Annotated in this window: 19 protein-coding genes and 3 pseudogenes; 8 read left to right on the plus strand and 14 right to left on the minus strand. The window is 63.3% G+C overall.

The genetic code is table 11. The features are described 5' to 3' along the window. Window positions 1–28: 28 nt before the first annotated feature. From ACF0H6_RS01165 to ACF0H6_RS01175, 3 genes and pseudogenes are all read right to left on the minus strand, one after another. A pseudogene (locus ACF0H6_RS01165) lies at window positions 29–103 on the minus strand (NAD-dependent epimerase/dehydratase family protein); the annotation flags it as partial. Continuing rightward, a complete protein-coding gene (locus tag ACF0H6_RS01170; RefSeq protein WP_395248128.1) occupies window positions 100–978 on the minus strand; it encodes an S-methyl-5'-thioinosine phosphorylase in 879 nt (292 codons plus the stop codon). The gene ACF0H6_RS01170 and the pseudogene ACF0H6_RS01165, both read right to left, overlap by 4 nt. Further along, window positions 975–2,465, minus strand: coding sequence for a glycosyltransferase 87 family protein (locus ACF0H6_RS01175; RefSeq protein ID WP_395248129.1), 1,491 nt, complete (start codon window positions 2,463–2,465; stop codon window positions 975–977). The genes ACF0H6_RS01170 and ACF0H6_RS01175 overlap by 4 nt, the downstream gene beginning before the upstream one ends. A gap of 202 nt (window positions 2,466–2,667) precedes the next feature. On the opposite strand from ACF0H6_RS01175, the gene ACF0H6_RS01180 reads away from it, so the two are divergent. Both ACF0H6_RS01180 and ACF0H6_RS01185 read left to right on the plus strand, forming a co-directional pair. Beyond that, complete coding sequence (locus tag ACF0H6_RS01180) at window positions 2,668–3,723, plus strand: molybdopterin-dependent oxidoreductase (protein ID WP_395248130.1); 1,056 nt, start codon at window positions 2,668–2,670, stop codon at window positions 3,721–3,723. Next, window positions 3,720–4,184 (plus strand): hypothetical protein, encoded by a 465-nt coding sequence (locus tag ACF0H6_RS01185; RefSeq protein WP_395248131.1) that lies wholly within the window; start codon window positions 3,720–3,722, stop codon window positions 4,182–4,184. Before ACF0H6_RS01180 ends, ACF0H6_RS01185 begins: the two co-directional genes overlap by 4 nt. Here the strand turns inward: ACF0H6_RS01185 and ACF0H6_RS01190 are convergent. The 3 genes from ACF0H6_RS01190 to ACF0H6_RS01200 are packed head-to-tail and all read right to left on the minus strand — an operon-like array spanning window position 4,124 to window position 6,182. Next, a complete protein-coding gene (locus tag ACF0H6_RS01190) occupies window positions 4,124–4,852 on the minus strand; it encodes a methyltransferase domain-containing protein (RefSeq protein ID WP_395248132.1) in 729 nt (242 codons plus the stop codon). The genes ACF0H6_RS01185 and ACF0H6_RS01190 overlap by 61 nt on opposite strands. After that, window positions 4,849–5,505, minus strand: a complete 657-nt coding sequence (locus ACF0H6_RS01195; RefSeq protein ID WP_395248133.1) for a DUF2064 domain-containing protein — start codon at window positions 5,503–5,505, stop codon at window positions 4,849–4,851. Before ACF0H6_RS01195 ends, ACF0H6_RS01190 begins: the two co-directional genes overlap by 4 nt. Beyond that, on the minus strand, window positions 5,502–6,182 hold the full coding sequence (locus ACF0H6_RS01200; protein WP_395248134.1) for a glycosyltransferase family 2 protein: 681 nt from the start codon (window positions 6,180–6,182) through the stop codon (window positions 5,502–5,504). Before ACF0H6_RS01200 ends, ACF0H6_RS01195 begins: the two co-directional genes overlap by 4 nt. A gap of 197 nt (window positions 6,183–6,379) precedes the next feature. Here ACF0H6_RS01200 and moaA point away from each other — a divergent pair, with 197 nt between their 5' ends. Continuing rightward, the gene (gene moaA, locus ACF0H6_RS01205) at window positions 6,380–7,414 is read left to right on the plus strand and encodes a GTP 3',8-cyclase MoaA (RefSeq protein WP_395248135.1); all 1,035 of its coding nucleotides are present in this window, start codon (window positions 6,380–6,382) and stop codon (window positions 7,412–7,414) included. 96 nt (window positions 7,415–7,510) lie between these two features. Here the strand turns inward: moaA and ACF0H6_RS01210 are convergent, their stop codons facing one another. Continuing rightward, entirely contained in the window at window positions 7,511–8,386 is an 876-nt protein-coding gene (locus tag ACF0H6_RS01210) for an HNH endonuclease (RefSeq protein WP_395248136.1), read from the minus strand. Between the two features lie 70 nt (window positions 8,387–8,456). Next, window positions 8,457–8,921: a GatB/YqeY domain-containing protein gene (locus tag ACF0H6_RS01215; RefSeq protein WP_395248137.1), complete on the minus strand. Its 465-nt coding sequence runs from the start codon at window positions 8,919–8,921 to the stop codon at window positions 8,457–8,459. 160 nt (window positions 8,922–9,081) lie between these two features. Between ACF0H6_RS01215 and ACF0H6_RS01220 the strand changes: the two genes are divergently transcribed. Further along, window positions 9,082–11,589, plus strand: a complete 2,508-nt coding sequence (locus ACF0H6_RS01220) for an ATP-dependent Clp protease ATP-binding subunit (protein ID WP_395248138.1) — start codon at window positions 9,082–9,084, stop codon at window positions 11,587–11,589. A 226-nt stretch (window positions 11,590–11,815) separates the two neighbouring features. On the opposite strand, the gene ACF0H6_RS01225 is transcribed toward ACF0H6_RS01220, so the two are convergent. Beyond that, the gene (locus ACF0H6_RS01225) at window positions 11,816–12,871 is read right to left on the minus strand and encodes a zinc-dependent alcohol dehydrogenase family protein (protein WP_395248139.1); all 1,056 of its coding nucleotides are present in this window, start codon (window positions 12,869–12,871) and stop codon (window positions 11,816–11,818) included. 467 nt (window positions 12,872–13,338) lie between these two features. Next, on the minus strand, window positions 13,339–13,563 hold the full coding sequence (locus ACF0H6_RS01230) for a hypothetical protein (protein ID WP_395248140.1): 225 nt from the start codon (window positions 13,561–13,563) through the stop codon (window positions 13,339–13,341). 221 nt (window positions 13,564–13,784) lie between these two features. Between ACF0H6_RS01230 and ACF0H6_RS01235 the strand changes: the two are divergent. Both ACF0H6_RS01235 and ACF0H6_RS01240 read left to right on the plus strand, forming a co-directional pair. Then, a pseudogene (locus ACF0H6_RS01235) lies at window positions 13,785–14,613 on the plus strand (oxidoreductase). A gap of 187 nt (window positions 14,614–14,800) precedes the next feature. Then, complete coding sequence (locus ACF0H6_RS01240; RefSeq protein WP_395248141.1) at window positions 14,801–15,898, plus strand: matrixin family metalloprotease; 1,098 nt, start codon at window positions 14,801–14,803, stop codon at window positions 15,896–15,898. 67 nt (window positions 15,899–15,965) lie between these two features. Here the strand turns inward: ACF0H6_RS01240 and ACF0H6_RS01245 are convergent, their stop codons facing one another. From ACF0H6_RS01245 to ACF0H6_RS01260, 4 genes and pseudogenes are all read right to left on the minus strand, one after another. Continuing rightward, the gene (locus ACF0H6_RS01245) at window positions 15,966–17,375 is read right to left on the minus strand and encodes an aldehyde dehydrogenase family protein (protein WP_395248142.1); all 1,410 of its coding nucleotides are present in this window, start codon (window positions 17,373–17,375) and stop codon (window positions 15,966–15,968) included. 61 nt (window positions 17,376–17,436) lie between these two features. Further along, window positions 17,437–17,964, minus strand: a complete 528-nt coding sequence (locus ACF0H6_RS01250; protein WP_395248143.1) for a hypothetical protein — start codon at window positions 17,962–17,964, stop codon at window positions 17,437–17,439. Between the two features lie 31 nt (window positions 17,965–17,995). After that, a complete protein-coding gene (locus tag ACF0H6_RS01255) occupies window positions 17,996–19,504 on the minus strand; it encodes an APC family permease (RefSeq protein WP_395248144.1) in 1,509 nt (502 codons plus the stop codon). Beyond that, window positions 19,501–21,433, minus strand: a pseudogene (locus tag ACF0H6_RS01260) (primary-amine oxidase). Before ACF0H6_RS01260 ends, ACF0H6_RS01255 begins: the two are co-directional and overlap by 4 nt. A gap of 134 nt (window positions 21,434–21,567) precedes the next feature. On the opposite strand from ACF0H6_RS01260, the gene ACF0H6_RS01265 reads away from it, so the two are divergent. Both ACF0H6_RS01265 and ACF0H6_RS01270 read left to right on the plus strand, forming a co-directional pair. Beyond that, a complete protein-coding gene (locus tag ACF0H6_RS01265; RefSeq protein WP_395248145.1) occupies window positions 21,568–22,224 on the plus strand; it encodes a TetR/AcrR family transcriptional regulator in 657 nt (218 codons plus the stop codon). 153 nt (window positions 22,225–22,377) lie between these two features. After that, window positions 22,378–22,776: a hypothetical protein gene (locus tag ACF0H6_RS01270; RefSeq protein WP_395248146.1), complete on the plus strand. Its 399-nt coding sequence runs from the start codon at window positions 22,378–22,380 to the stop codon at window positions 22,774–22,776. The last annotated feature ends 62 nt before the right edge of the window (window positions 22,777–22,838 follow it).

Consider the following 22,838-nt stretch of genomic DNA (forward strand, 5'->3'; position numbering starts at 1 on the left):
ATTCCAGGGAGTCGATGACGCGCACCTCCCAGCCTTCCTGAAGGGCCGCATGGACGATGTGGGAGCCGATGAATCCGGCGCCTCCGGTCACCAGGAGTCTCATGCGCCCGAGTCCTTCCCATGGTTGACCGGTTGTCCCATGACGGCATCCACAGCGCTTTGGGGCATCGGCTGGTCCGGCCTGTAGCTTTCGCCGATGCTGGCAATGGTTTCTTCGAGGACGGAAAGAATCCCGGTTTGGGCCCTTTTGAGTCGTTCGAAGACCGCGACGGCGGTAACCGGTGCGGTGCCGTCGTGGCCGGTGTCCGAGTCGGTGATGTAGGCAAGGTTAGCGAAGCCCATGTTCAGTTCGGCGGCCAGCACGGGCTCCGGGTATTGGGTCATGCTGATGATGTCGGCACCCACGGCGGAGTACCACGCCGATTCGGCCCTGGTGGAGAAGCGTGGACCGTTGATGACAACCACCGTACCCGCGGGCGCGTAGACCAGCCCCTTGGCGGCGAGGGCCCGCTGCAGGATGGCACGCAGCCGTGGGCAGAACGGCTCCGCGGCGGGTAAGTGCTGGACGGCCGCTCCAGGACTGCTGTCCCCGTCGTAGAAAGTGTCAGCCCTGCCCCACGTGCGGTCGATGAACTGGTCGGTGACCACGAAGGTGCCCGGGGGGAAGCCCTCCCGGAGTCCGCCGACGGCCGAAGAAGAGAGGACGGCCTCGACGCCGAGGCTTTTCAAGGCCCAGAGGTTTGCCCGGTAGTTGATTCTGTGGGGCGGCACGGAGTGGGTGGTTCCGTGACGGGGAAGGAAGACCACCGGCCGGCCGGAGATCCTTGCCAAAGTGAGCGGACCGGACGGAGATCCGTAGGGGGTGTCGACCACAGTTTGCCCCAGTATCTCCGCGCCCGGCAAGCGGTAGGTGCCGGAGCCTCCGATGACTCCGATCCGCGCGTGCAAACCGCCCGCGGCCATCGAATGCCCGCTCACAACGCGCTCCTCGCTTCCATCTTTGCTTCGCTGCCCAGGACACTGAAGGCATGGGATTCGATGTTTCTTCGCCGCTGCAGCCGTTGGGCCGCGGCAATGGCCAGAAGCGCTACAAGCAGCGCGGCTTTGCCGGTTGTTGCGTTGTTTGGTCCGATTGGAGGGCCAAGGTAGATGACGTCCAACGCGATGATGACCATGATGTATTCCCACTTCCTGCTGAGGACGATGAACGGCAGCAGCATGAGCGCGTACCAAGGGTAGTTGGGGCTGACGAGCAGCAGTGTCAGCCCGATCATGAGCGTCTGGTTCTGCCACACCGTGGAGGGACTGCTGCGCCGATAAACGACGACGGCGATGGCTGCTAGCGCGGCCAGGCTGAGAAGCATCGGCCAGGGACCCGTGGAAACTATCTGCGCCAGCCCGAACCGGATGCCTCCGGCCTGGCTGTACCCCTCCTCCTTCAGGTACCCGGGGAGGAAGCCCAGGATGCCGGTTCCGGCCACCAGCACATAGGGCACGTACAAAGCAACGAAGGCCGCCACGGCGGTGAGGATGAACTTCGTCGGACGCCGGAAAAGGAGCGCAGGGGCGGCGATCGCTGGGATCAGCTTGGTGGCGACGGCGGCTCCAAAGAATATTCCTGAACTGATCGGCCTGCCCGAAACCGACGGCTTGCCCGAAACCAGCAGCATGCCCGCAGCCAGCAACAGGACGGTTCCGAGGATATCCACGTGGGCGTTGTTCACCGCCTCGAGCTGCACAAACGGACTCCACGCCCACACTGCGGCCAGATGCTGGGGCAGCCGGCGCCGCCGCAGCAGGACCATGAGGATCACGGTCACGGCCCCGCTCAGGAGGAAACCGGCAAGTTGGAAGGGCAGGTAGCCCACCGTGTCGGGGAGAAAGGACCGGACCAGGAAGAAGTAGTACTCCGCAGCCGGCGGGTAGATAGTAGGAGCTTGTGGCCGGTTGATGGCGGTACAGAGCGGCAAGCCGGACGGATAACCGGAGGCGGGAACGGCCTCCGTGGCAAACGCTGCCGGGGGACATACAGGATCTCCATGGGCCCCCGAGGTGCCGGCCGCGAACAACCAGGAGGGGCGGTGCCCGGAGAGTGCCTCGTTGACGGGCGCGAATGCGTACGGCGAGATACCGTTTTTCTGCACTATGCCGTCCCAGGCGTAGCGGGCGGAATCATTGCTGGTCCTCGGCGGCGCACTCATGGCCGCCGCTCCGAGAAGCAACGCCCCAGCCGCTATCAACGCTGTCGCCACACGCCTCGGCACACGGGACATGGCCGCGACTGCCGGAACCAGGACAAACCAGGACAGGCAGGTTCCGATCATCGGAGCGTTCGGCACCGGGTTCCCCGGCATGACCGTCCACAGTTGCACCAGTACAAGGAACAACAGGAGACCCGGCAGGATCACGAACGTCACCACGCGTGCACCGGGACTCCGGTGGCGGCGTGCTTCGTGGCTGTCCATGATTTCATCCTTCACCATCGAAGGCGGCCGGACCCGGGTTATGCCCGAACCGTCCCTATTTCGTAAGGACTGAGGCGCCTCTCCGGGAGCGGATTGGTGGTGTCATCGAAGTATGCAAAGGCTCACCATGTTGCTGGCCTCAAAGTTTGCTTCCCCCACACGGAGTACCCGCCTGACGGTCGTTCTGGGCCGATGGCTTGCCGTGAGTTTTACGGTGTGCTTCCTGACCGGTTTGTTCAGCCACGGACTGCAAGACCCGCCGTCGTGGATGCTGTTCCTGACCCGTCCCGTGTGGATCTACCAGTTCACCCAGGGCGTGCACGTCACGTCAGGCATCGCGTCCATACCGCTGCTGCTCGCCAAGCTGTGGTCCGTTTACCCGGAGTTGCTCAAGTGGCCCCCGGTCAAGTCCGTTCTGCACGGGGTGGAACGGGCGTCGATTGCCTTGTTTATCGCGTCGTCCCTCCTGGAGATCTTCACCGGTCTGATCAACACCTACAAGTGGTACCCGTGGCCCTTTCCTTTCAGGGAAACCCACTACTGGCTCGCTTGGGTCATTTGGGGATCCCTGCTGCTGCACATCGCCGTCAAACTCCCGGCGATCCGGACCCACTGGCGCTCGCGGCCCGCAGGCGGCGAAAAGCCGGCAACAACGGTACCCGGGCGCTGGTCACGGCGGGCTTTCCTTGGCGGCGTCGGAGCTGCAACGGGCGCGGTGGTGCTGACCACCGCCGGCCAATCGTCCCCTTGGTTGGATTGGTTCAACCTGTTCGCACCGCGAAAGATGGGCGCCGGACCGCAAAGCGTCCCTGTCAACCGGTCAGCGGCGGAAGCCAAGGTCACGGAACTGGCGCAGGCTGCGGACTGGTCACTGCTCGTCAGCCATGCCGGAGGGCAGCGCACCTTTACCCGGGCCGATCTTCAGGCCATGCCCCAATACGAGCACGAATTGCCCATCGCCTGCGTGGAAGGGTGGAGCCAGTCAGCCCAATGGCGGGGAGTCCGGATCAAGGACCTTGTGGCAGCCGCCGGTGGGCGTGCCGACGCAGACCTCCGCGTGACAAGCATGGAACCGGAGGGCCACTACCGGGTGATGACCATGCAGTCAGCCTATGTCCAAGATGAGATGACGTTGGTGGCGCTCGAACTCAACGGGCAGGTCCTCGATATTGACCACGGCTATCCGGCGAGGATCATCGCGCCCGGGCGGCCGGGTGTCTTGCAAACCAAATGGCTCAAAACCGTGGAGATCCTGTGAAAGCCCCCAGTTCGCTCAAAGCTACCCGCTTCCTTCTGGGCCTGGCCGGCGTTGCGGCTGCAGGCTACGGCCTGGCCGGACTGCCCACACAATTGGGTCCGGCACAGTTGATCGGTTTGCTGGTGTGGATGGCGTGTGCAGTCCTGTTGCACGACGGCATCGTGGTGCCGCTGTCTACTCTTGCCGGCTCGGGACTCCGGCGGTTCAGCTTCGGATTGCGGCCAGCTTCGGCGGCCGTGCTGCGGGGAGCACTCATGGTCGGGGCCGTGACATCCCTGGTGGTGGGCATCCTCCTGAAGGCACAAATGGTGGTGCATTCCGTCAGCGCCGTGGAGGGTGACTACGCTGCCCGGCTGATCTGGTTCTGGGCAGCTCTGGCCTCGGCGACGGCGGTCCTCATCTACCTGCTCGAAAGGGCCGGCAAGGTCAGCGGTTCAAGAAAGCAGAATACCCGGCCTTGAACCCTGAGCGTCGACCGCAAAGCCCAGCCTGTGCGCAGGGCCCGGCTCAGCAGTGCGGCGCGTCCGGCCCTGGCCCAGGGGAACGCTTCGCTTGCGTTCCCGTCCCGGTCTTCGAGAACAGCCTTGTAGCTCGAGTCAACGTCGCTGTCTTCAACTTCCACCAGCAGGGTTCCTGACGGCGCAACGAGTTCACGGCACCGGCGCAGCAACATGGTGACGCTACCTCCGATCCCGATATTGCCGTCAAGCAGGAGCAAAGTCTGCCATTGCCCGGGATAAGGGACAGCCCCGAAGACTGACTGCCTGAGCGCACTGACGCCGCGTCCTCGCGCCTGCCTGACCGCTTCTGCATTGATATCGATTCCCATGCACACCAGGCCCAAAACTCCGGCGGCAGCCAGCAAGCGTCCGGGTCCGCAGCCGATGTCCAAGACCGGACCGGCAAGCCCTTCGAGCAGCGCGCCTTCCTCCGCCGTGGCTTCTTCGCACCAACCGCCTACCTCGAAATCCACGGCACCAACGCGGTCTCCCGCGCTCGCTGGCCGAAGGGTGAGAAGTCCGCCACCGGCGCAGAGTGCCCGGGCGTACGGTTCGTGGCGGCCCACGCCGAATGAAGGTCCACCAAGGGACTCGATCCAGGAGGGGCGGCTCAGGTCCGGCAAGATCATGAGGGTCTCCCCACAGCGAATTCGACGGCGGATGCCTGCACCGCCGCCGCGAACTCCGTGCCAGGGAGGTCCGCGGCTATGTCCATGGCATCACCAAAGGAGTCCATGTCCCGTAGCCGGGGGAGAACACCGGTCCGTTGTCCCGCTGCGTGCAGGCGCCCGAGTTGCTTGGCTCCCGTGCTTCCGGTGGACATCTCGACGCCCCTTATCAACTCGCCGCGGGGCCGGAGCATCGCGAGTGCCCAGAATCCGCCGTCGTACGCCGGGCCAAACCACGCGCCGTGCCGGGGCGAATCCGTTGCCCAATCCAGGAAGAGGGGCTCGAGATGCTCCGTGGACAGTTGCGGCGTATCCATGCCGACCAGGAGCAGCGGCCCCCTGACAGAATCGAAGATTGCCGCGAGCCGTGTGTCCAAAGACCCGGGAACCTGTTCTTGGACCGTGAATCCAGCGGCATCACAGTCGCGGGGTTTACCGTCCATCACCAGCAGCCGTCGGCGAGCCGGAAAGCTCCTGACCGATTCCAACGTCATGCTCAAACTCAATTGCGCGAGAAGAGCCGCCCCGCCGGGAGTGAGCGGCGGGGTCAGCCGGGTCTTCACGCGCCCCGGCAAGCATTCTTTGGCCACGACGGCGATGGTCAGGTTCATCATTTCCTCCCAGAAGCAGCCCGGAGCTGCGCGGACATGTCGCGGACGGCCGTGACAGTGCCGCTCAGAGTGCCGGTCACCTTCGACTTCCCGGCTCTGGGGGAATACGGCACCGGAGATTCCGAGATCTTCCACCCGGCCTGGCTGGCTTTGAGAACCATCTCCAGGGGGTATCCGCTGCGCCGATCCTCGAGCCCGAGAGACAGTAGCGCCTCGCGGCGTGCCACGCGCATCGGACCAAGATCGGTCAGCGGTACGCCCGTCGTGCGTCGGAGGCGCCATGCCAGCACTTTGTTGGCCAACCGTGCATGGAGCGGCCACGCTCGGCGGCGCGGTCTGCGGCTGCCAAGAACCAGGTCAACAGAGCCAGCAGCCACCTGATCAACAAGGACCGGCAGCAGCGCGGGATCAAGGGACCCGTCGCAATCGCAGAAGGCCACGAACTCGGCCGTAGCGGCTATCAGGCCCGCATTCGCGGCAGAGCCGAACCCGCGGCGGGGCTCAACAACTACCAAGGCACCAAGCTCTGCGGCCAGCTGTGCCGATCCATCTGTGGACCCGTTGTCTACAACAATGGCGCGGTAGCCGGCGGGGATCCGGGACATCACCCACGGCAGCGCCTGGCGCTCGTCAAGGCACGGGAGGACCACATCCACACTGTTGCCGCGTACTTCGTTCATCCTCTAACGCTAGGGATCAGCGGCTGAAAGATCCGCCCGAATTCCTTACGGTATCGGGACACTGGGCCGCCAAGGGATGGCCGCCGGTGTCTCGCGGTTGCCGGTGGCATCGGCTGCCATTGTGAGGGCCAAACACGGGGCATACTCTGGGAGAAGTACCAGCGGATGGCACCACTTACGGTTTGAGAGGGCGTTGTATGGACGCCAATTCCATCACCGACACGTTCCACCGGCCCCTTCGGGATCTGCGGATCTCGGTCACGGATCGGTGCAACTTCCGCTGCGTCTACTGCATGCCCAAGGAGATTTTCGGCAGGGATTTCGTCTTCATGCCACGGGACCAGCTGCTGACATTCGAGGAGATCACCCGGCTGGCATCGATCGCCATGGCACATGGGGTCAGGAAGATCCGATTGACCGGCGGCGAACCGCTGTTGCGCAAGGACATTGAGGTATTGGTCCGCATGCTGGCGCAACTGCGTACTCCTGACGGCCTTGCGCCGGATCTTGCCATGACCACGAACGGCACGGTCCTGGCGCAGAAGGCGCAAGTCCTCAAGGATGCGGGGCTGACGAGGGTAACGGTGTCCCTCGACTCACTCCGCGAGGAGACCTTCCAGGCCATGAACGACGTCGGCTATCCAGTAGCGAAGGTCCTGCATGCCGCGGACGTGGCCCAGGCAGCCGGTCTGGGGCCCGTGAAGATCAACATGGTGGTCAAACGCGGCATCAATGAGCAGGACATCGTTCCCATGGCGGCCCATTTCAAGGGGTCCGGGTTGATCGTGCGGTTCATTGAGTACATGGACGTGGGGGCGTCAAATGGCTGGAAAATGGATGAGGTGGTGCCCTCCGCCGAGGTCGTGGCCCGCATCGGCGCTGTCTTTCCGCTGGAGCCGGTTGCGCCCAACTACGCCGGCGAGACGTCGGACCGCTGGCGCTACGCGGACGGCACCGGTGAAATCGGTGTGATTTCCAGCGTGACCCAGGCATTTTGCCGAGGGTGCACGCGGGCCCGCCTCTCTGCGGACGGCAAGCTGTTCACGTGCCTCTTTGCCACAGCCGGAACGGACCTGCGGGAACTCCTGAGGGGCGGCGCGTCCGACGTCGAGCTTTCCACCGCGCTGTCCGCCCTCTGGGGTGGACGCACGGACCGCTACTCGGAACTGCGCAGTTCCCAAACGAGCAACGACGCCCCCCACAAGATCGAGATGTCCTACATCGGCGGCTAGGGGACCGGACCGCTGCGCCGACGGTAGATGTGTTCTGCACGAATGACGGGGGCCACGTCTGCCAAAGCGGTCTGTTGTGCCCGCTGACGAAGAGGGTTACCGCTGCTCGAGGATCCTGTGGGCGGCGTCCTGGGCGGCCAAGGCGCGGTCATCGACGATCTGGCCGGGCAAGTGTCCGGCAGCGGCAATCGCTACGCGCAGCTCCGCGACGGTACGTGGCGTGCCGGCGTGCTGGTGTGCCATTGCATGGCAGTTGGCGCACAGCGGCACGAGGTCAGACACGGGATCAAGGCGGTAGCCGCTACCAAGCTGTGAAACCGGAACCACATGATGGACGTGGATGAAGTCTTTGCCGATGTCCCCGTACGTGACTTCGAAGGAAAAGCCGCATACGGCACAGGACGTCCCATGGAAGGCGAGGCAGATCCGGCGGGCTTCAGGATTTCGTTCGTAGCGGTTCACTTCAACTCGGCTGACGGCTTCATCGGGGTAGGTTCCGGGAACCGTCTGGAATGGATCGGAGGCCACGGGTCCGTGCTCGAACCACAAGCGGCGAAGCCCGGATTCTGCCCCTTGAGGGATGGACCGTCCAGAACCACGAATGCTCTTCCATGCCACGCCCGGCACTTCGTTGGCGAGAATCTTCGCCGGTATTTGGTCACCGAGGGGGAGTAGCGCATCGAAGGCGACGCTGACGTACCGCGTGCTGGCAGGAGTCGAAGAGCTGGGGTGGGCTTGCTTTTGCGGTTCAGGGCTTTCGGACATGACCACCCCGTGACCGAGAAGCCCGCCGCGGTGGTGGCTATGTCCTTGCAGGAGAAGCCATGAGTGGGTTCCCGGCTGGATGTTCCCGTGGGCGCCGACGCTCCACCGGGCCGGGAATTGCCCGGTTTCGGCGACCTGCTCAATCACGGCGTCGTAGTTCCAGCCGTTCCAAAGCCCTGGATTCCACACCAGAATGATGGCTGCCATGGCTCCTCCTCCCTGCGTGATCCCAGCCTAGGCCCTCCCGGAAACGCAAAGGAGTCCCAAGAGCGACGCTTCAGGCGAGCCGGGTGCGGACAACCTCACTGACGGCCTTCCCGTCGAAGCGGCCCGCAACCTTGGCCGTGACAGGCTTCATCACGGCGCCCATCTGCCTCATCGAGAGCTCCTGGCCCTCGGCCTTGAGGGAAGCAACGGCTTCGTCCACAATGGCTTCGACTTCTGCTTGGGTCAACATTGAGGGTAGGTATGCCTCGATGACTTCGGCTTCGGCGATTTCCGCGGCGGCGCGATCGGCCTCGCCTGCTTCCGTGTAGATGCGGGCTGTGTCCCTGCGTTTGGCAGCTTCCTTCTGCAGGAGGGCCGTCACCTGGGTGTCGTCCAGCTCAATGGGGGTCTTACCGGATTTCTCCCGCGTCTCGATCTCGCCCAGGACGTTGCGTACGGTAGTGAGCGCGGTCTTGTTGCGGTCCTTCATGTGGACCACGACGTCGGCATGCAGGCGTTCCTTCAGGGTGCTCATGGTGTTTCCCTCTCGTTGGTGTTTGGTCTCATTCTTCACGGTCTTGCCGGAGGGCGCAGAACAACCGCGAAACCGGCCCAATATTCGGTCTCCCGCAATCCCCCACGGGGGCCTGCAGCGACGTAGCATCGATGTAGGCAGCAGCCAGGAGAGTGGCGAAATGTTTGAGAGATTTACAGACCGTGCCCGTCGCGTTGTTGTGCTTGCCCAAGAAGAGGCACGCATGCTCAACCACAACTACATCGGTACCGAGCACATCCTCCTGGGCCTGATTCAGGAGGGTGAGGGCGTTGCGGCCAAGGCGCTTGAATCGTTGAGCATTTCGCTCGATGGCGTCCGCGAGCAGGTGCAGGAGATCATCGGCCAGGGCAGGCAGGCGCCGTCCGGTCACATCCCCTTCACGCCGCGCGCCAAGAAAGTGCTCGAACTCGCGCTCCGGGAGGCCCTGCAGCTCGGCCATAACTACATCGGCACAGAGCACATCTTGCTCGGGCTGATCCGTGAGGGTGAAGGCGTTGCCGCGCAGGTCCTGGTCAAGCTTGGCGCCGACCTCAGCCGCGTCCGCCAGCAGGTCATCCAATTGCTTTCCGGTAGCGAAGTCAAGGAGACCACCGGCTTGGGTCCTGGACAAGGGTCCGGACCGGGGCAGCCGGAGGTTGCGCCGGCAGGTTCGGTGGTGCTGGACCAGTTCGGGCGGAATCTGACTCAGGCTGCGCGTGAGAACAAGCTCGATCCGGTGATTGGCCGGGGACCGGAGATGGAACGGGTCATGCAGGTCCTCTCCCGCCGGACCAAGAACAACCCTGTGCTGGTGGGCGAGCCCGGCGTCGGCAAGACGGCCGTCGTCGAAGGCCTTGCCCAGGCGATTGTGCGGGGTTCGGTCCCGGAAACCTTGAAGGGCAAGCAGCTTTACACGCTCGATCTGGGCTCCGTGGTGGCCGGTTCCCGCTACCGTGGTGATTTCGAGGAGCGCCTGAAGAAGGTCCTCAAGGAAATCCGGACCCGCGGGGACATCATCCTCTTCATTGACGAGATCCACACCTTGGTGGGTGCCGGTGCTGCTGAGGGTGCCATCGATGCGGCGTCCATCCTCAAGCCATTGCTGGCAAGGGGAGAGCTGCAGACCATTGGGGCCACCACTTTGGATGAGTACCGGAAGCACATTGAGAAGGATGCCGCGTTGGAGCGCCGCTTCCAGCCGATCCAGGTCCAGGAACCCTCGGTGGCCCACACGATTGAGATCCTCAAGGGCCTGCGTGACCGTTATGAGGCACATCACCGCGTGACCATCACGGACGGTGCACTGGCCGCCGCTGCGAACCTCTCGGAGCGTTACGTTTCGGACCGCTTCCTGCCGGATAAGGCGATCGACCTGATCGACGAAGCCGGTGCCCGCCTGCGTATCCGCCGCATGACACCGCCGCCCGAGCTGAAGGCGATTGACGCGCGCATCGCCGAAGTGAAGATGGAGAAGGAATCCGCAATCGACGCCCAGGACTTCGAAGGTGCTGCGTCCCTGCGCGCCAAGGAGCAGAAGCTCGTTGCCGAGCGCAAGGAGAAAGAGCTCCGCTGGAAGTCGGGCGGATTCGGCGGCAGTTCCGAAGTCAACGAGGAACTGATCGCCGAGGTGTTGGCGAACTCCACGGGCATCCCGGTCTTCAAATTGACCGAGGAAGAATCCGGCCGTCTGCTGAAGATGGAGGAGGAACTGCACAAGCGGGTGATCGGACAGGACGAGGCCATCAGTTCCGTGTCCAGGGCGATCCGCCGTACCCGCGCAGGCCTGAAGGACCCCAAGCGTCCCGGCGGCTCGTTCATCTTCGCCGGCCCCACAGGCGTCGGAAAGTCCGAACTCGCCAAAGCCCTCGCAGAGTTCCTCTTCGCCGATGAAGAGGCCCTCATCACCCTGGACATGTCCGAATACTCGGAGAAACATTCGGTCTCGAGGTTGTTCGGTGCGCCTCCGGGCTACGTGGGCTATGACGAAGGCGGGCAGCTGACCGAAAAGGTCCGCCGTCGTCCGTTCTCCGTGGTGCTGTTCGACGAAGTGGAGAAGGCTCACGCAGACCTCTTCAACTCGCTGCTGCAGATTCTCGAGGACGGCCGTTTGACGGACAGCCATGGCCGGGTGGTCGACTTCAAGAACACCGTGATCATCATGACCACCAACCTGGGTACCCGCGATATCTCCAAGAGCGTCGCAACCGGTTTCCAGTCAGGCACGGACACCACCACCGGCTACAACCGGATGAAGGCACGCGTGACTGAGGAGCTCAAGCAGCAATTCCGGCCGGAATTCCTCAACCGGGTTGACGACGTCATCGTCTTCCCCCAGCTCAGCCAGGACGAGATCATCGAGATCGTTGATCTGATGATCGGCCGCCTGGAGCAGCACTTGGCGGACAGGGATATGGGCATCGAGCTCACCACGGACGCCAAGGTTCTCCTTGCCACGCGGGGCTACAACCCGGCCATGGGTGCCAGGCCGCTGCGCCGGACCATCCAGCGCGAGATCGAGGACCAGCTCTCTGAGAAGATCCTCTTCGGCGAACTCCACCCGGGGGACATCGTGGTGGTTGACGTGGATGGCGAAGGGGACGAAGCCAAGTTCACCTTTGCGGGCAATGCGAAACCACGCATCCCGGACGCCCTGCCTGCCGTGGGCTGACGCGGGTTGTTAGCAGGCCGTCTCGCTTGAGGATTTCGCGGCAAAAATCCCAAAACCACATTCATTGTCCTCGGGGTTGAATTAATCGACGATGGCCCCGAGGACGGCGCACGTTGGGACGTTATGCAGGCTTCGCGTTCGGTGAATTAAGACGACGGCGATGCCGGTGCTCTCAGCATGCAAGAGCCCGGCATCGCCGTCGTCGAGGGAAAGGAAGGTGGTCCGGCTACGGGGTGAGCATGACCTTGATGGCGCGCCGTTCATCCATGGCGCGGTAGGCCTCGGGTGCTTCCTCGAGAGGCATCACTGAGTCGAAGACCCGGCCCGGATTGATCGTGCCATCGAGCACGTCCGCGAGCAGTTCCGGGATGTAGGTGCGGGCCGGAGCCATTCCGCCACCAATGGAAATGTTCGTGTCGAACAGGTAGCGAAGCGGAGCTTCGGCGCCGCCGGTCGGTACACCAACAAAGCCCAGGGCGCCGCCGGGACGGACGCTGTGGAGTGCCTGTTCCATGGATTCTTTGGTTCCGACGCATTCCAGGACGGAATCCGCCAAGACTCCTCCCAGCAACTCGCGGACCTTGGCGACGCCGTCTTCGCCGCGTTCGGCAACGATGTCCGTGGCCCCGAACTCGCGGGCGATGGCCTGGCGGTCAGCGTGCCGGGACATGGCGATGATTCGATCGGCTCCGAGTCGCTTGGCCGCGAGCACCCCGCAGAGTCCGACTGCGCCGTCGCCGACTACGACGACGGTCCGGCCGGGGCCCACTTTGGCTGCCAGTGCGGCGTGGTGGCCAGTGGCCATGACATCAGACAGCGTAAGCAGACTGGCGCGGAGGGCGTCGTCGGGCTCTGTTACACCGGGAACCTTGACGAGGGTGGAGTCCGCGAGCGGCACCCGGACGGCCTGGCCCTGGCCGCCGTCTATCGCGTGTCCGCTGTCGTCCTTGCCGCCCCAGCCGGCCAGTCGGTCGCACGCCACCGTGACGCCGTCAAGGCACTTCGGGCACTCGCCGCAGCTGACCAGGAATGGCGCGATCACGAAGTCGCCGGCTGCCAGGGTGGTGACGTCGTCGCCGATGCTCTCAACGGTGCCGATGAATTCGTGGCCGATAGCGGAGGGCTGATGGGTGGGCTTGACGCCGCGGTAAGGCCACAGGTCCGAGCCGCAGACGCAAGCTGCGGTGACTTTGACGATGACGTCGGTGGGAAGTTGGACCGTGGGGTAGTTACGGTCTTCAACACGGATGTCGCCGGGGCCGTGGATGATGGTGGCGCGCATGGGGGCTCCTCAAATGGTGATTGTTGGGCTTCGATCGAGTCTATCCCCGAGGTGCGGGTGGGCGCGGCCAGCTGCCGGGAGCCGTTCCGAGGCGAGTAGCGGGGGTGGTCCTGCGACTTAATGCTAAGTACACTTAGCATATTAAGGGTCAGGGGTGGTCGCGAAAGGAGGCAACAATCATGGCAGGCTATCTGGAATTGATGGATGCCCCGGAGGGCGGCTATCGGGTAGGCACTGGTGGATTCCGAGGGTTCCCTTGTGGCGATGTCCGTGGCGTTTGCGGACGGAGTTGCCGCTGCAAGGTGTATTGCCAGCATCAGGGAGATCGCCGGTACGGCCATTGTCAGGGACCGCAGGCACGGGCACGACGAACTGGCCTCAGCCCGGAACCGCCGCGCGATGTCCCCGCCCAGGGACGTCGATGGAAGAGTCGACGGAAGATACGGTAGTTCGGCCGGCCGGTAGCTTCACATCAGCCACTGAACCGTGACATTCACCGACAACAAGGCTTTCGTCAGTGGCGCGATGACCGAATCGTCAGCCTGCATCCGGTGCAAGGTTTCGAGGAATTCGTCCATCTGAGCTGTGGTGAACCCGCCAGCCTGAAGTTGTTTGATCACGAGATCCGTATTCTGTTTCACGGTGTTGCTGAACCGCGGATTAACCTCCAGCGGCAGTGATTCTGGATCCATGCCTCCAACTCGCTTCCCCCATGCGCGAAGATGCTTGCCCGCATCAGAAGCATTGTTGCATTAAATATGCTATTTAATCGGCAGGGCGCACATGAGGATACTGACGGCCGGGCCAGCTCCTAGGGTGCACTGGCAGTACGTGTATCAACGGCACCTCCCCTTCCCGGAGAGAGTGCGGCAGGATTTTGAGCATCACCTGACGCCGTACGAAAGGAAAACCAGTGTCTACCTGGCTCATCACAGGCTGCTCCACGGGACTTGGCCACGCTCTCGCCCGAACCGTGCTCGCTCACGGACATAACGCCGTCGTGACTGCACGCAATGAAAGCACTATGCAGGACTTGGTTGCCGATTTCCCGGACACGGCGCTGGCCGTCGCCTTGGATGTCACGGACAGGAACTTATCCGGGAAGTGGTGCGGCAGGCCCAGGCGCGGTTCGGTGGCATCGATGTTCTCGTGAACAACGCCGGCTTCGGTTACCGCGCAGCGGTTGAGGAAGCCGACGACGCCGATATCCGCCTTTTGTTCGACACGAACTTTTCGGCGCCGTCGACATGATCAAGGCGATCCTTCCCGACATGCGGGCGAGGCGATCGGGGGCGATCCTGAACATATCCTCGATCGGCGCCCGCATTTCTCCGGCCGGATCCGGATATTACGCCGCGACGAAAGCGGCGCTGGAAGGCCTTTCAGGCTCGCTCCACAAGGAACTTCAGCCGCTCGGCATCAGCGTGACAGCCATCGAACCGGGTGCGTTTCGGACCGGCTTCGCCGGCCGCTCGCTCACCCAGTCCGCGACGGCGATCGAGGACTACGCGGAAACGGCAGGGAAACGCCGCAAAGAGAACGACACTGTGCACGGTACCCAGCCAGGGGACCCGGCTAAAGCAGCCGAAGCAATGCTGGCGATAGTCGAAAGCCCCAACCCGCCGTCGCTCCTTGTCCTCGGCAAGGATGCATTCAACGCATTTGCCGCCGTCGCAGAAGCGCAGCGAACCGAACTTGAGCAATGGCAGGCGCTTAGCGTCAGCACAGGCATCGAGGCCTGAGCAGGTTGAGCAGCTCCAAAAGCCCTATGCCTTGCGCATGCCGACTGGGTTCTGAGCGGTAATTAGAGCGAGGATTTTCCCTCTGCAGCCGGGCGCTTTGTGAAAGACTCTCACCATGGGGGATCAGAGGGACGACGACGCAGATAGTCCGGGACCGTTGGAAGGCGATTCGCCGAAACTTTCGAGAGTGCCTGAACGTATCCCGGTATGGAAACTTGAAGAAATGTTAGGCGGCCAGGCCCCGGCACCCGGGGCCTGGCGTGCCGCACCTACACCGCCGTCCCACAAGCCCAAGCGAGCGAAAGTCAGGTCCGTGCTGGCGGTGCTCGGGGCAGCTGTCTTTTTCGTCGGCTTCTATTTTCTGTCGCCATTCGTGCCCGGACTGAACGGGCATTCTTCGCTGCTGGGCGGGATTCCGGGTGCACCGGGGCCGGCTTTGGCCGCCGGGGGAGACCTCCTGCCCGGCGTCAATGCGCCTCAGGCAATGGATCATCCGGCCCCTGGAGTTGGCGAAGGCACAGGCCCTCTCGGTCAACCGGCCCCGTTGACGGCCACCAGCAGTTCCTATGCGTTCATGCAGACACGCGATGATGGCAAGCCTGTCACTTACGATCCGTGCCGGGCCATTCACTATGTCACTCGCCCGGACAATGCGCCTGCCGCCGGACCCCAGCTGATTGAGGCGGGTATCGCCGCGGTCTCCCGCGCTACCGGCCTGGTTTTCATCAATGACGGTTCCACCGATGAAGCGCCGTCAGCAAACCGGCAGCCCTTCCAAAAAGCCCGCTATGGTGATCGCTGGGCTCCGGTGCTTATCGCATGGGAGAGCAACGCGGAGCAGCCACGGTTTACCAACCCTGAGCTGGGGTCTTTTGTTGCCGGGTTGGGCGGAAGCGAAGCGGTCAGCGTGGGCAGTACGGGATTCACGTACGTCAGTGGCCAAGTTGAACTTAACGCCCCGGCCATGACAACACTTGTTGCCAAATCCGAGACAAGTCAGGCCCTGGCTATAGTCGAGCATGAACTCGGGCATGTTGTTGGCCTAGGGCATGTTGATGACCCCAGCCAGCTGATGAATCCCTCCGAGACTCAGGCGTGTTGCAGTACGGTGCCGGGGATCTCACCGGGCTCGCAGCCCTCGGCCGGGGCAGTTGCGAGCCTGAACTTTAGAGGAACCGGTGGAATGCTGGCCGCGCCCGGATCGCCGATAGCCGGACGCGCCGCAACACCATGGGCGGTGATGGAAAAGGCGGTCAACTGCCGCGGTCCCAGCTCAACTGGCTGACAGTTGTTGTCGTTTTGGGGGGGCTCACAACGACAACAACCGCGAGCCAGTTGAGCGGGCCGGCGGGTTAGCCGTTGATGATTTGCGGCACGCCCAGGGCCTTGAGGCCCTCGACGCCGAATTCCAGGCCGTAGCCCGATTGCTTCGCTCCACCGAAGGGGACCCGTGGGTCAACAGCGCCGTGCTTATTGATCCAGACGGTTCCGGCCTGGATGCGGGCGGCGACGTCGCGTGCGGCTGCCGGGTCGGAGGACCAGACCGAGGCGCCGAGTCCTACGTCGAGCGCGTTTGCCTTGGCGACGGCCTCGTCCACGGTGCTGTAGCGGATGATCGGCAGGGCCGGGCCGAATTGTTCTTCGGTGACCAGCGGGTTGCTGTTGTCGATGTCGGCCACGAGGGTGGTGGGGTAGAAGTTGCCGGGCTGGTCCGGGTCGGGGTTGCCGCCGAGCAGGATGCGGGCCCCGGAGTCGCGGGCGGCGTCGACGAGGCGGGCAACAATGCCGTACTGCTGCCGGTTCTGCAGCGGGCCCAGCACGTTGTTCTCGTCGAGCCCGTTGCCCATCGGCATCGCCGCAGCTACAGCGGCAAGCTCAGAACAGACGGCGTCGTAGATATCCTCGTGGACGTAGAGGCGTTTCAATGCAGCGCAGGTCTGGCCCGTGTTGATGAAGGCGCCCCAGAAGAGGCCTTCGGCGATCGCTTTGGGGTCGGCGTCGGGCAGGACAATGCCGGCGTCGTTGCCGCCGAGCTCCAGGGTGAGGCGCTTGACGGTATCAGCCGAAGAGCGAATGATCGCCTTGCCAGTGGCGGTGGATCCGGTGAACATGACCTTGCCGATCGCGGGGTGTTCGGCGAGGCGTGCGCCCACCTCGCGGCCGCCGGAGACGACCGTAACCAGCCCTTCCGGTAGTTCGTGGTTGATGACCTGAATCAGGGCGAGGACGGACAGGGGCGTGTATTCGGAAGGCTTGACCACCACTGCGTTGCCCATGCGCAGCGCGGGAGCGATCTGCCAGATGGTGATCATCATGGGCCAGTTCCACGGGCCGATCGCGCCAACGACGCCGATGGGCCGGTAGTGCAGTTCGGCGCGGGTTTCGCCGTCGTCCACCACCGTTTCGGTCTCGAGCGGGGTGCCGGCGGTAGCGCGAAGCCACGCGGCGCAGGCGCCCACTTCGAAGCGGGCGTTGGGGCCGTTCAGCGGCTTGCCCTGCTCGCGGGAGAGCAGGCGGGCGAGTTCTTCGGCGGAGCGTTCGACGGCGTCGGCGGCCTTGAGCAGCGCGGCGGACCGGGCGTCGTGGCCCAAGGCTGCCCACGCGGGCTGGGCGGCGACCGCCAATGCAACCGCGCGCTCGAGGTCTTCGACGGTGTGCACGGGCGCCTCGCCGACGGCTGCGCCAGTGGCGGGGTCGAAAATGGTCCGGGTTTCAACGGAGGCCGTGGTGATTGATGCCAGAAGGGCGTCGTAGGTTTCCAAGGGTTTACTCCACTCTGAGTTGGTAATGGTTTCGAAGGGCGGTGTTCTAAAGGACGGGCTATCAGACGGCCATCAGGATCATTGCGCTCAGGGCGCCCGCCGAAGAGATGGCCTCAAGCGATGCGGAAGCGCGACGACGGTGTCCGCGGTCTGTTCGTCGAAGCGTCTGGGCAGCCAGGGCGAGTGAGTAGGCGATGACCGCTGCCGCCAAGGCAATGGCCAGAACCGGGTTCGCTCCGCCAAGTCCCGAATGCGCGTGTGTTTGGTGTATTGAAGTGGATGGGGCGGAGGGAAGGGTGGTGACAAGGATGGCGAACATTGCCACCATGGACAGCGACCGGTGGATTTCCATGCCCCCGCGGCGATCCTTGGGCAGGAGCACCAACGGAACGGGTGAGGTCAGGAGCAAGAGCAGCCCCCAAACGACGCCTGGAACGAGGCCTGGTCCAACAGTGGAGTCCGCCATCGCCACCAGCATGAGTGCCATGGGACCCCACTGGCTGACGTTCCTGAACATGCCTCCGCGCATTGGCCCCAAGACCCCGAGACCGCAGCAGGCCAGCATGACTATCGAAAGGACGGTGTGCATGGTGTTCGCCGATCATCGTTCCGGGTGCTGGTCAGTCTTCTTCGTCGCCGAGGTGAACGGCGGTTCCTTCTTCGCCGTGCCCGATCCGCCGGTACACGGCCGGGTTGCTCCGGCGCAGACGGAATGCCCAGGCGATGCCCGCCAATCCGGGCACCACGATGGTGGCGGGCAGGATGAACGTCAGCGCGTTGGTGTCGTTCTGGCCGAGCAGGACGTTGAAGTTGATCACGATCAGAATGAAGATCACCGCGAGGAGCAGGAACCCTAGGCTAGGAGCGATGATGCGGGTCCAGATTCCGGTGTCGTGCTTGTTCCTGCGGAAGAAGCCGATGACAGCGAGGGAAACAACGGTCATCAGGAGCACCAGTCCCATGGCGCCGTCATTGGTCAGCCAAGTGAACATGGTGAGGACGGGGTAAAGATCGCCCAGCGCCGATCCGGTGCCCGCGATAGCGAAGGCCACAGTGACAATGACGGCGATGACCGTCTGGGCGAGCGATCCCGCGTAAGGAGCGCCGCTATGCCGCCGTACTGCCCCAAGCCTTCGGGGAAGCACCTGCTCGCGGCCGAGGGAGAAGAAGTACCGGGCAGCTGCGTTGTGGAAGCTGACCAGGGCTGCAAAGAGGCTGGTGACGAACAGCAGCCGCGCCATGTCGGCGAGAAGGACACCGGCATGGTCGCCCAGAAACCCGAACATCAGGTCCGGTCCTTGTTTTGCGGAGGCGTCAACCACCGCGGACGTTCCGGTCCCGACAGCCATGGCCCAGGAAGAAACAGCGTAGAACACGGCGATGATGGCCACCGCGGTATACGTTGCCCGGGCCACAGTGTTCTTGGGGTCCTTGCTTTCCTCACCGTAAATCGCGGCCGATTCGAATCCCATGAAGGCTGCAATGCCGAAGGAAAGGACGGCCCCCACGCCAGGCACGAAGAGACTCTCCGGGCTAAGCGGTGTCACACTGACCCCCTCGGGCGCAACGGCAAACGAGACGATGTCGTAAACAATCACTACCAGGAACTCGAGGCCAACGAGCACCCCGAGGACTTTCGCTGAAAGATCCACGCGGTTCACACCCAACAGCGCCACGATGGCGATGCAGGCCAGCACCGGAATCCACCAAGGGATAGTCAGTCCGAAGCGTTCATTGATCAGGCTTGAGACCGTGAAACCGAAGAGGCCGTAGATGCCGACTTGCATCAGGTTGTACGCCATCAGCGCCACCATGGAAACCCCGACGCCGACTGGCCGGGAGATGCCTTGCGCCACGTAGGAATAGAAAGCGCCCGCGTTGACCACGTACCTGCTCATTGCCGCGTAGCCCACCGCGAACACGGCGAGCGTGCCGCCGAGGAGCAGGAAGGACAGGGGTACGCCGGTAACTCCGGTGACGGCGAACGTCGTTGTCACACCCCCGGCAAGAACGGTAAGCGGTGCCGATGCGGCGATGATCATGAAGGCCACCGCCGGGACACCGAGTCGGCGCCGGTGATGATGCGGCTGGGCCGCCTCGGTGGTCTCTTTTCCAGTTGTTAAGCTCATTTCTTTGCCTCCATATGGCAGTGGCCGCCTTCAGCGGGCTTGGACGCCGGGACGTCGAGGACGGGGCTCCGGTCGAAGAAGCCCTCGGGGCGGAGCTTGAAGCCGACCGTGTCCACGGGCATGATCGGCCAGTCTTCAGGGCGGGGGAAGTGGGTCAGCCCGAAGGTGTGCCACACCACGATGTCCTGTCCGTCGATGTCGCGGTCATGAGCAACATAGGCCGGCAATCCGGCACCGCCGGAGTTCTGATTGACGAAATCACCGCTGGGGTAGCGCTCGTCCGCATTGTGGCGCGTGACCCATAGGTCCTTGGTCGCAAATGCGGCGCGTTGGGCGATGGATGATTCGGGGTCGGCCAGGAGCATCGGGTGCCCTTGGCCGTGGAGTTTGTAGGCCACGGGGTCACCGAGGCGGTTGAGTGATTCGGGATTCGAGATAACCCAGGCCCGCCCGGCTGCCATGTCGGACTCCCGCACGGCCTCCGATTCGCGTTTGAGGACGGTCCGACGGCGGGCGAAGGCGTTGCCGCGTTCGTTGCTTTCTCCCATGGGTACCCGGACGGCGTCTTCTTCCTCGACCCTGTTGGTCAAGCCGTCTATTGCGAAGTCCAGGCGGGCGCTGAAGAGATGCTGGTGGAAGGGAGCACCGAGGCCGGGGGCAATTTCCGAGGCGTAGGGGTAGTCCTTTCCTGGATGCGCGCTGGTGAAGACAACCCCGGTGGCTTTGGCTTCGAACTCGATGGTGCCGTCGAGGTAGAGGTACCAGTAGAAGCCGTAGTCGTAGTTGCCGATGGTGGTGAAGAAACTGATGACGAGCCGGCGGTTGCGGCGGGTGTAGTTGACCCCGCTCCACAAATCGCTGTGCTTGGCCAGGATGCTCCAGTCCTCTTCGTGCATGCAGATACCGTTGCGGATTTCGCGCGGTTGGCCGAACGCGTCGCTGACCACAGGACTGAGGTAGGTGATTTCGCCGAGGCAATCGCAGCCGAGCTCCAGCGAGTTGGCATATTGGCCTACCAGGTATTCGCCGGTGTCAAAGTAGTTCTGCCAGGAAGCGCACCGGCGAGGGATCGCCGTAAGGCACCACCATCTCGGCAATGGAAGCGCGCTTGAGAATGCTACGACGGCGATCGCCGTCGTCGAACGCCACATTGTTCAGGACCACGCCTTCCCGGACGTCGAATCCGATGTCGAGGCTCCATTTCTCCCACTCGACGTGGTTGCCGTCCTGGACCATAAAGCTGGGACCTTCGGGCTGGGTGATGTAAATCGGCTTCTGCGTGGTGCGCATCGGGCCCGTCAGCTCCGGGTCCGTGAAGTTTCCGTGCTCTTCGGGAACCGGAACCGGTCCGAAATCCAGGACCTGTTCTACCGTCTTGCTGACGACGTCGATGTAGGCAACCAACCCATCCACCGGGTGGGCCCAGGCGCTGTCCTCCGGGAAGTTCTGGACGAAAGCCAATCCGCGCAGGATCCGGCGGCCTTTCTCTTCCGGGTACTCGAAGACCCCGGCGGACAGGGGAGCGACCCTGACTTTGCTCACATCGAGGTTCCGATCTGCCAGGGCCTCGAGCCAGCGCTCGTCCAGGGAGAGGATTTCCTCGACAATCTCGAACTCCTCCTCGATGACCGGAAGTTCGCCGGTCACGGAGGTGTCCAGCTCTATTGCCGACACGACTCCTTGATGCGTCACGGAGACCACCACATCGTGGGCGGCCCCGGAGGACACATTGTGCAGGAACGCCCTGAACCTTCGGTCCACAGCCGCCGAATCGCGCGGGGGATCCAGCAGTCCGAGGTAGGCGACGCGGATGGATTCATCGAAGAGCCCGGCATCGGCGAGGATCGCCCTGACCGCCGTGATGTCTTCTGCACTGATCAAGCTGTACTGAGACGCTGTGTTTCGAGACGTTCCGGTATGTGCGGTCATTTCGGCGATTTCTGGGGAGGAAGTTGTGCTCATGAAAGGCCTTTGTGAGTGGCGATTTATTTTCTATGTGTGTAGAGAATAGCATCGTGTAATCTGAGTCACAACGGTTGTAGAAAAAAAGATTTGGGGAACACGTGCCGAAGATCGTAGACCACGAGAAGCGCCGGCTGGAGCTCGTCGAGGCGACGTGGCGGATCATCGCAACGAGGGGGATTGAGGGCGCTACGATGCGGGAGATTGCCCTGGAAGCGGGGTTCGCCAATGGGGCGCTGAAGCCCTATTTTCCGACGAAAGACGATCTCCTGACCTTCGCTTTCTCGCACGTCTTCAACCAGACGAATACCCGCATGAGCAGCTCTACTGCCAGCCGGCACGGCTTGTCGGCATTGCGGAGCTTTTGCCACGAAATCCTGCCGCTCGACGCCGACAGGCTCAACGAGGCGCGGATCGCCATCGCCTTCTGGCAGCGCGCGCTGACCGATCCCACGAAGGCCGCTCTCCATGATTCTTCGATGGAACAGTGGCGCGAGGTGTTGTTCGCCACGCTCCGTGAAGCCAGGGACCTCGGCGAACTGAAGGAAGGCCTCGACGACGACGACATTGTCGGCGGGATCATGACGTTCGCGCTTGGCGCCCAAATAACCGCCACGCTGACACCCGAACACCACTCGCCGGATCAGTTGCGGTCCCAGTTGGAGACCTATATTTCGCTCATTTCAAGCGAAAAGAACCCGTTCGAGTCCCGGGGTACCGCCTCGCGGGGTAGGGCGTCGCAAAATTCTCTTTCGTGAGCGCCGCAGTGCGGAAGCCGTAGTTTCCGCACGGCCACGGCTTAGTCCGTGGAGTCCCGGGTAAACGGCCAAGCCGGGTCCGCCTGGTGGCAACGCCGATAGACTGAAGAAGCGTCGAAAAGACGCAAAATTCGTTGTGGGAAAGGCAAGATCATGACCGACAGCAGCGGCGTCGAAGAACCCACTGAAGAGACAGGCGGCGGAGCTACCGAGGAAAAGGAACTCCGGGGCCGGTATGTCGAAGGCAACTATGGCACGACAGGAGCGGAGCCCGGGCGGCACTCGGAAGACGAAGAAGGACAATACACCGAAGGTGACTATGGCGCAGCCGGCGTTCAAGGCGGCCTACCCGAGCCCCTGGGCCAAAATGCCAACGAATCCGGGCGCTATGCGAGCGCCGACCTAGGCGAGGGAGGAACGGTCCCAGGCCGTACCGCGGAGTCCGAAATCGGCCAGTATGCCGAGGGTGACTACGGCGCAGACGGCGAAGTAGGCCCACTGCGGAAATCAGCGGACAGGACCGCGCCAAAGGACGGGCAAGACCACGCCTGACGGGAATTCGCCAAGCGAAGGTGTCGGCTTCCGTTCCCGACGCGGCCCGGTGCTCATTGCAC

This window comes from Arthrobacter sp. NA-172, from assembly GCF_043952055.1.
GTDB lineage: Bacteria > Actinomycetota > Actinomycetes > Actinomycetales > Micrococcaceae > Arthrobacter.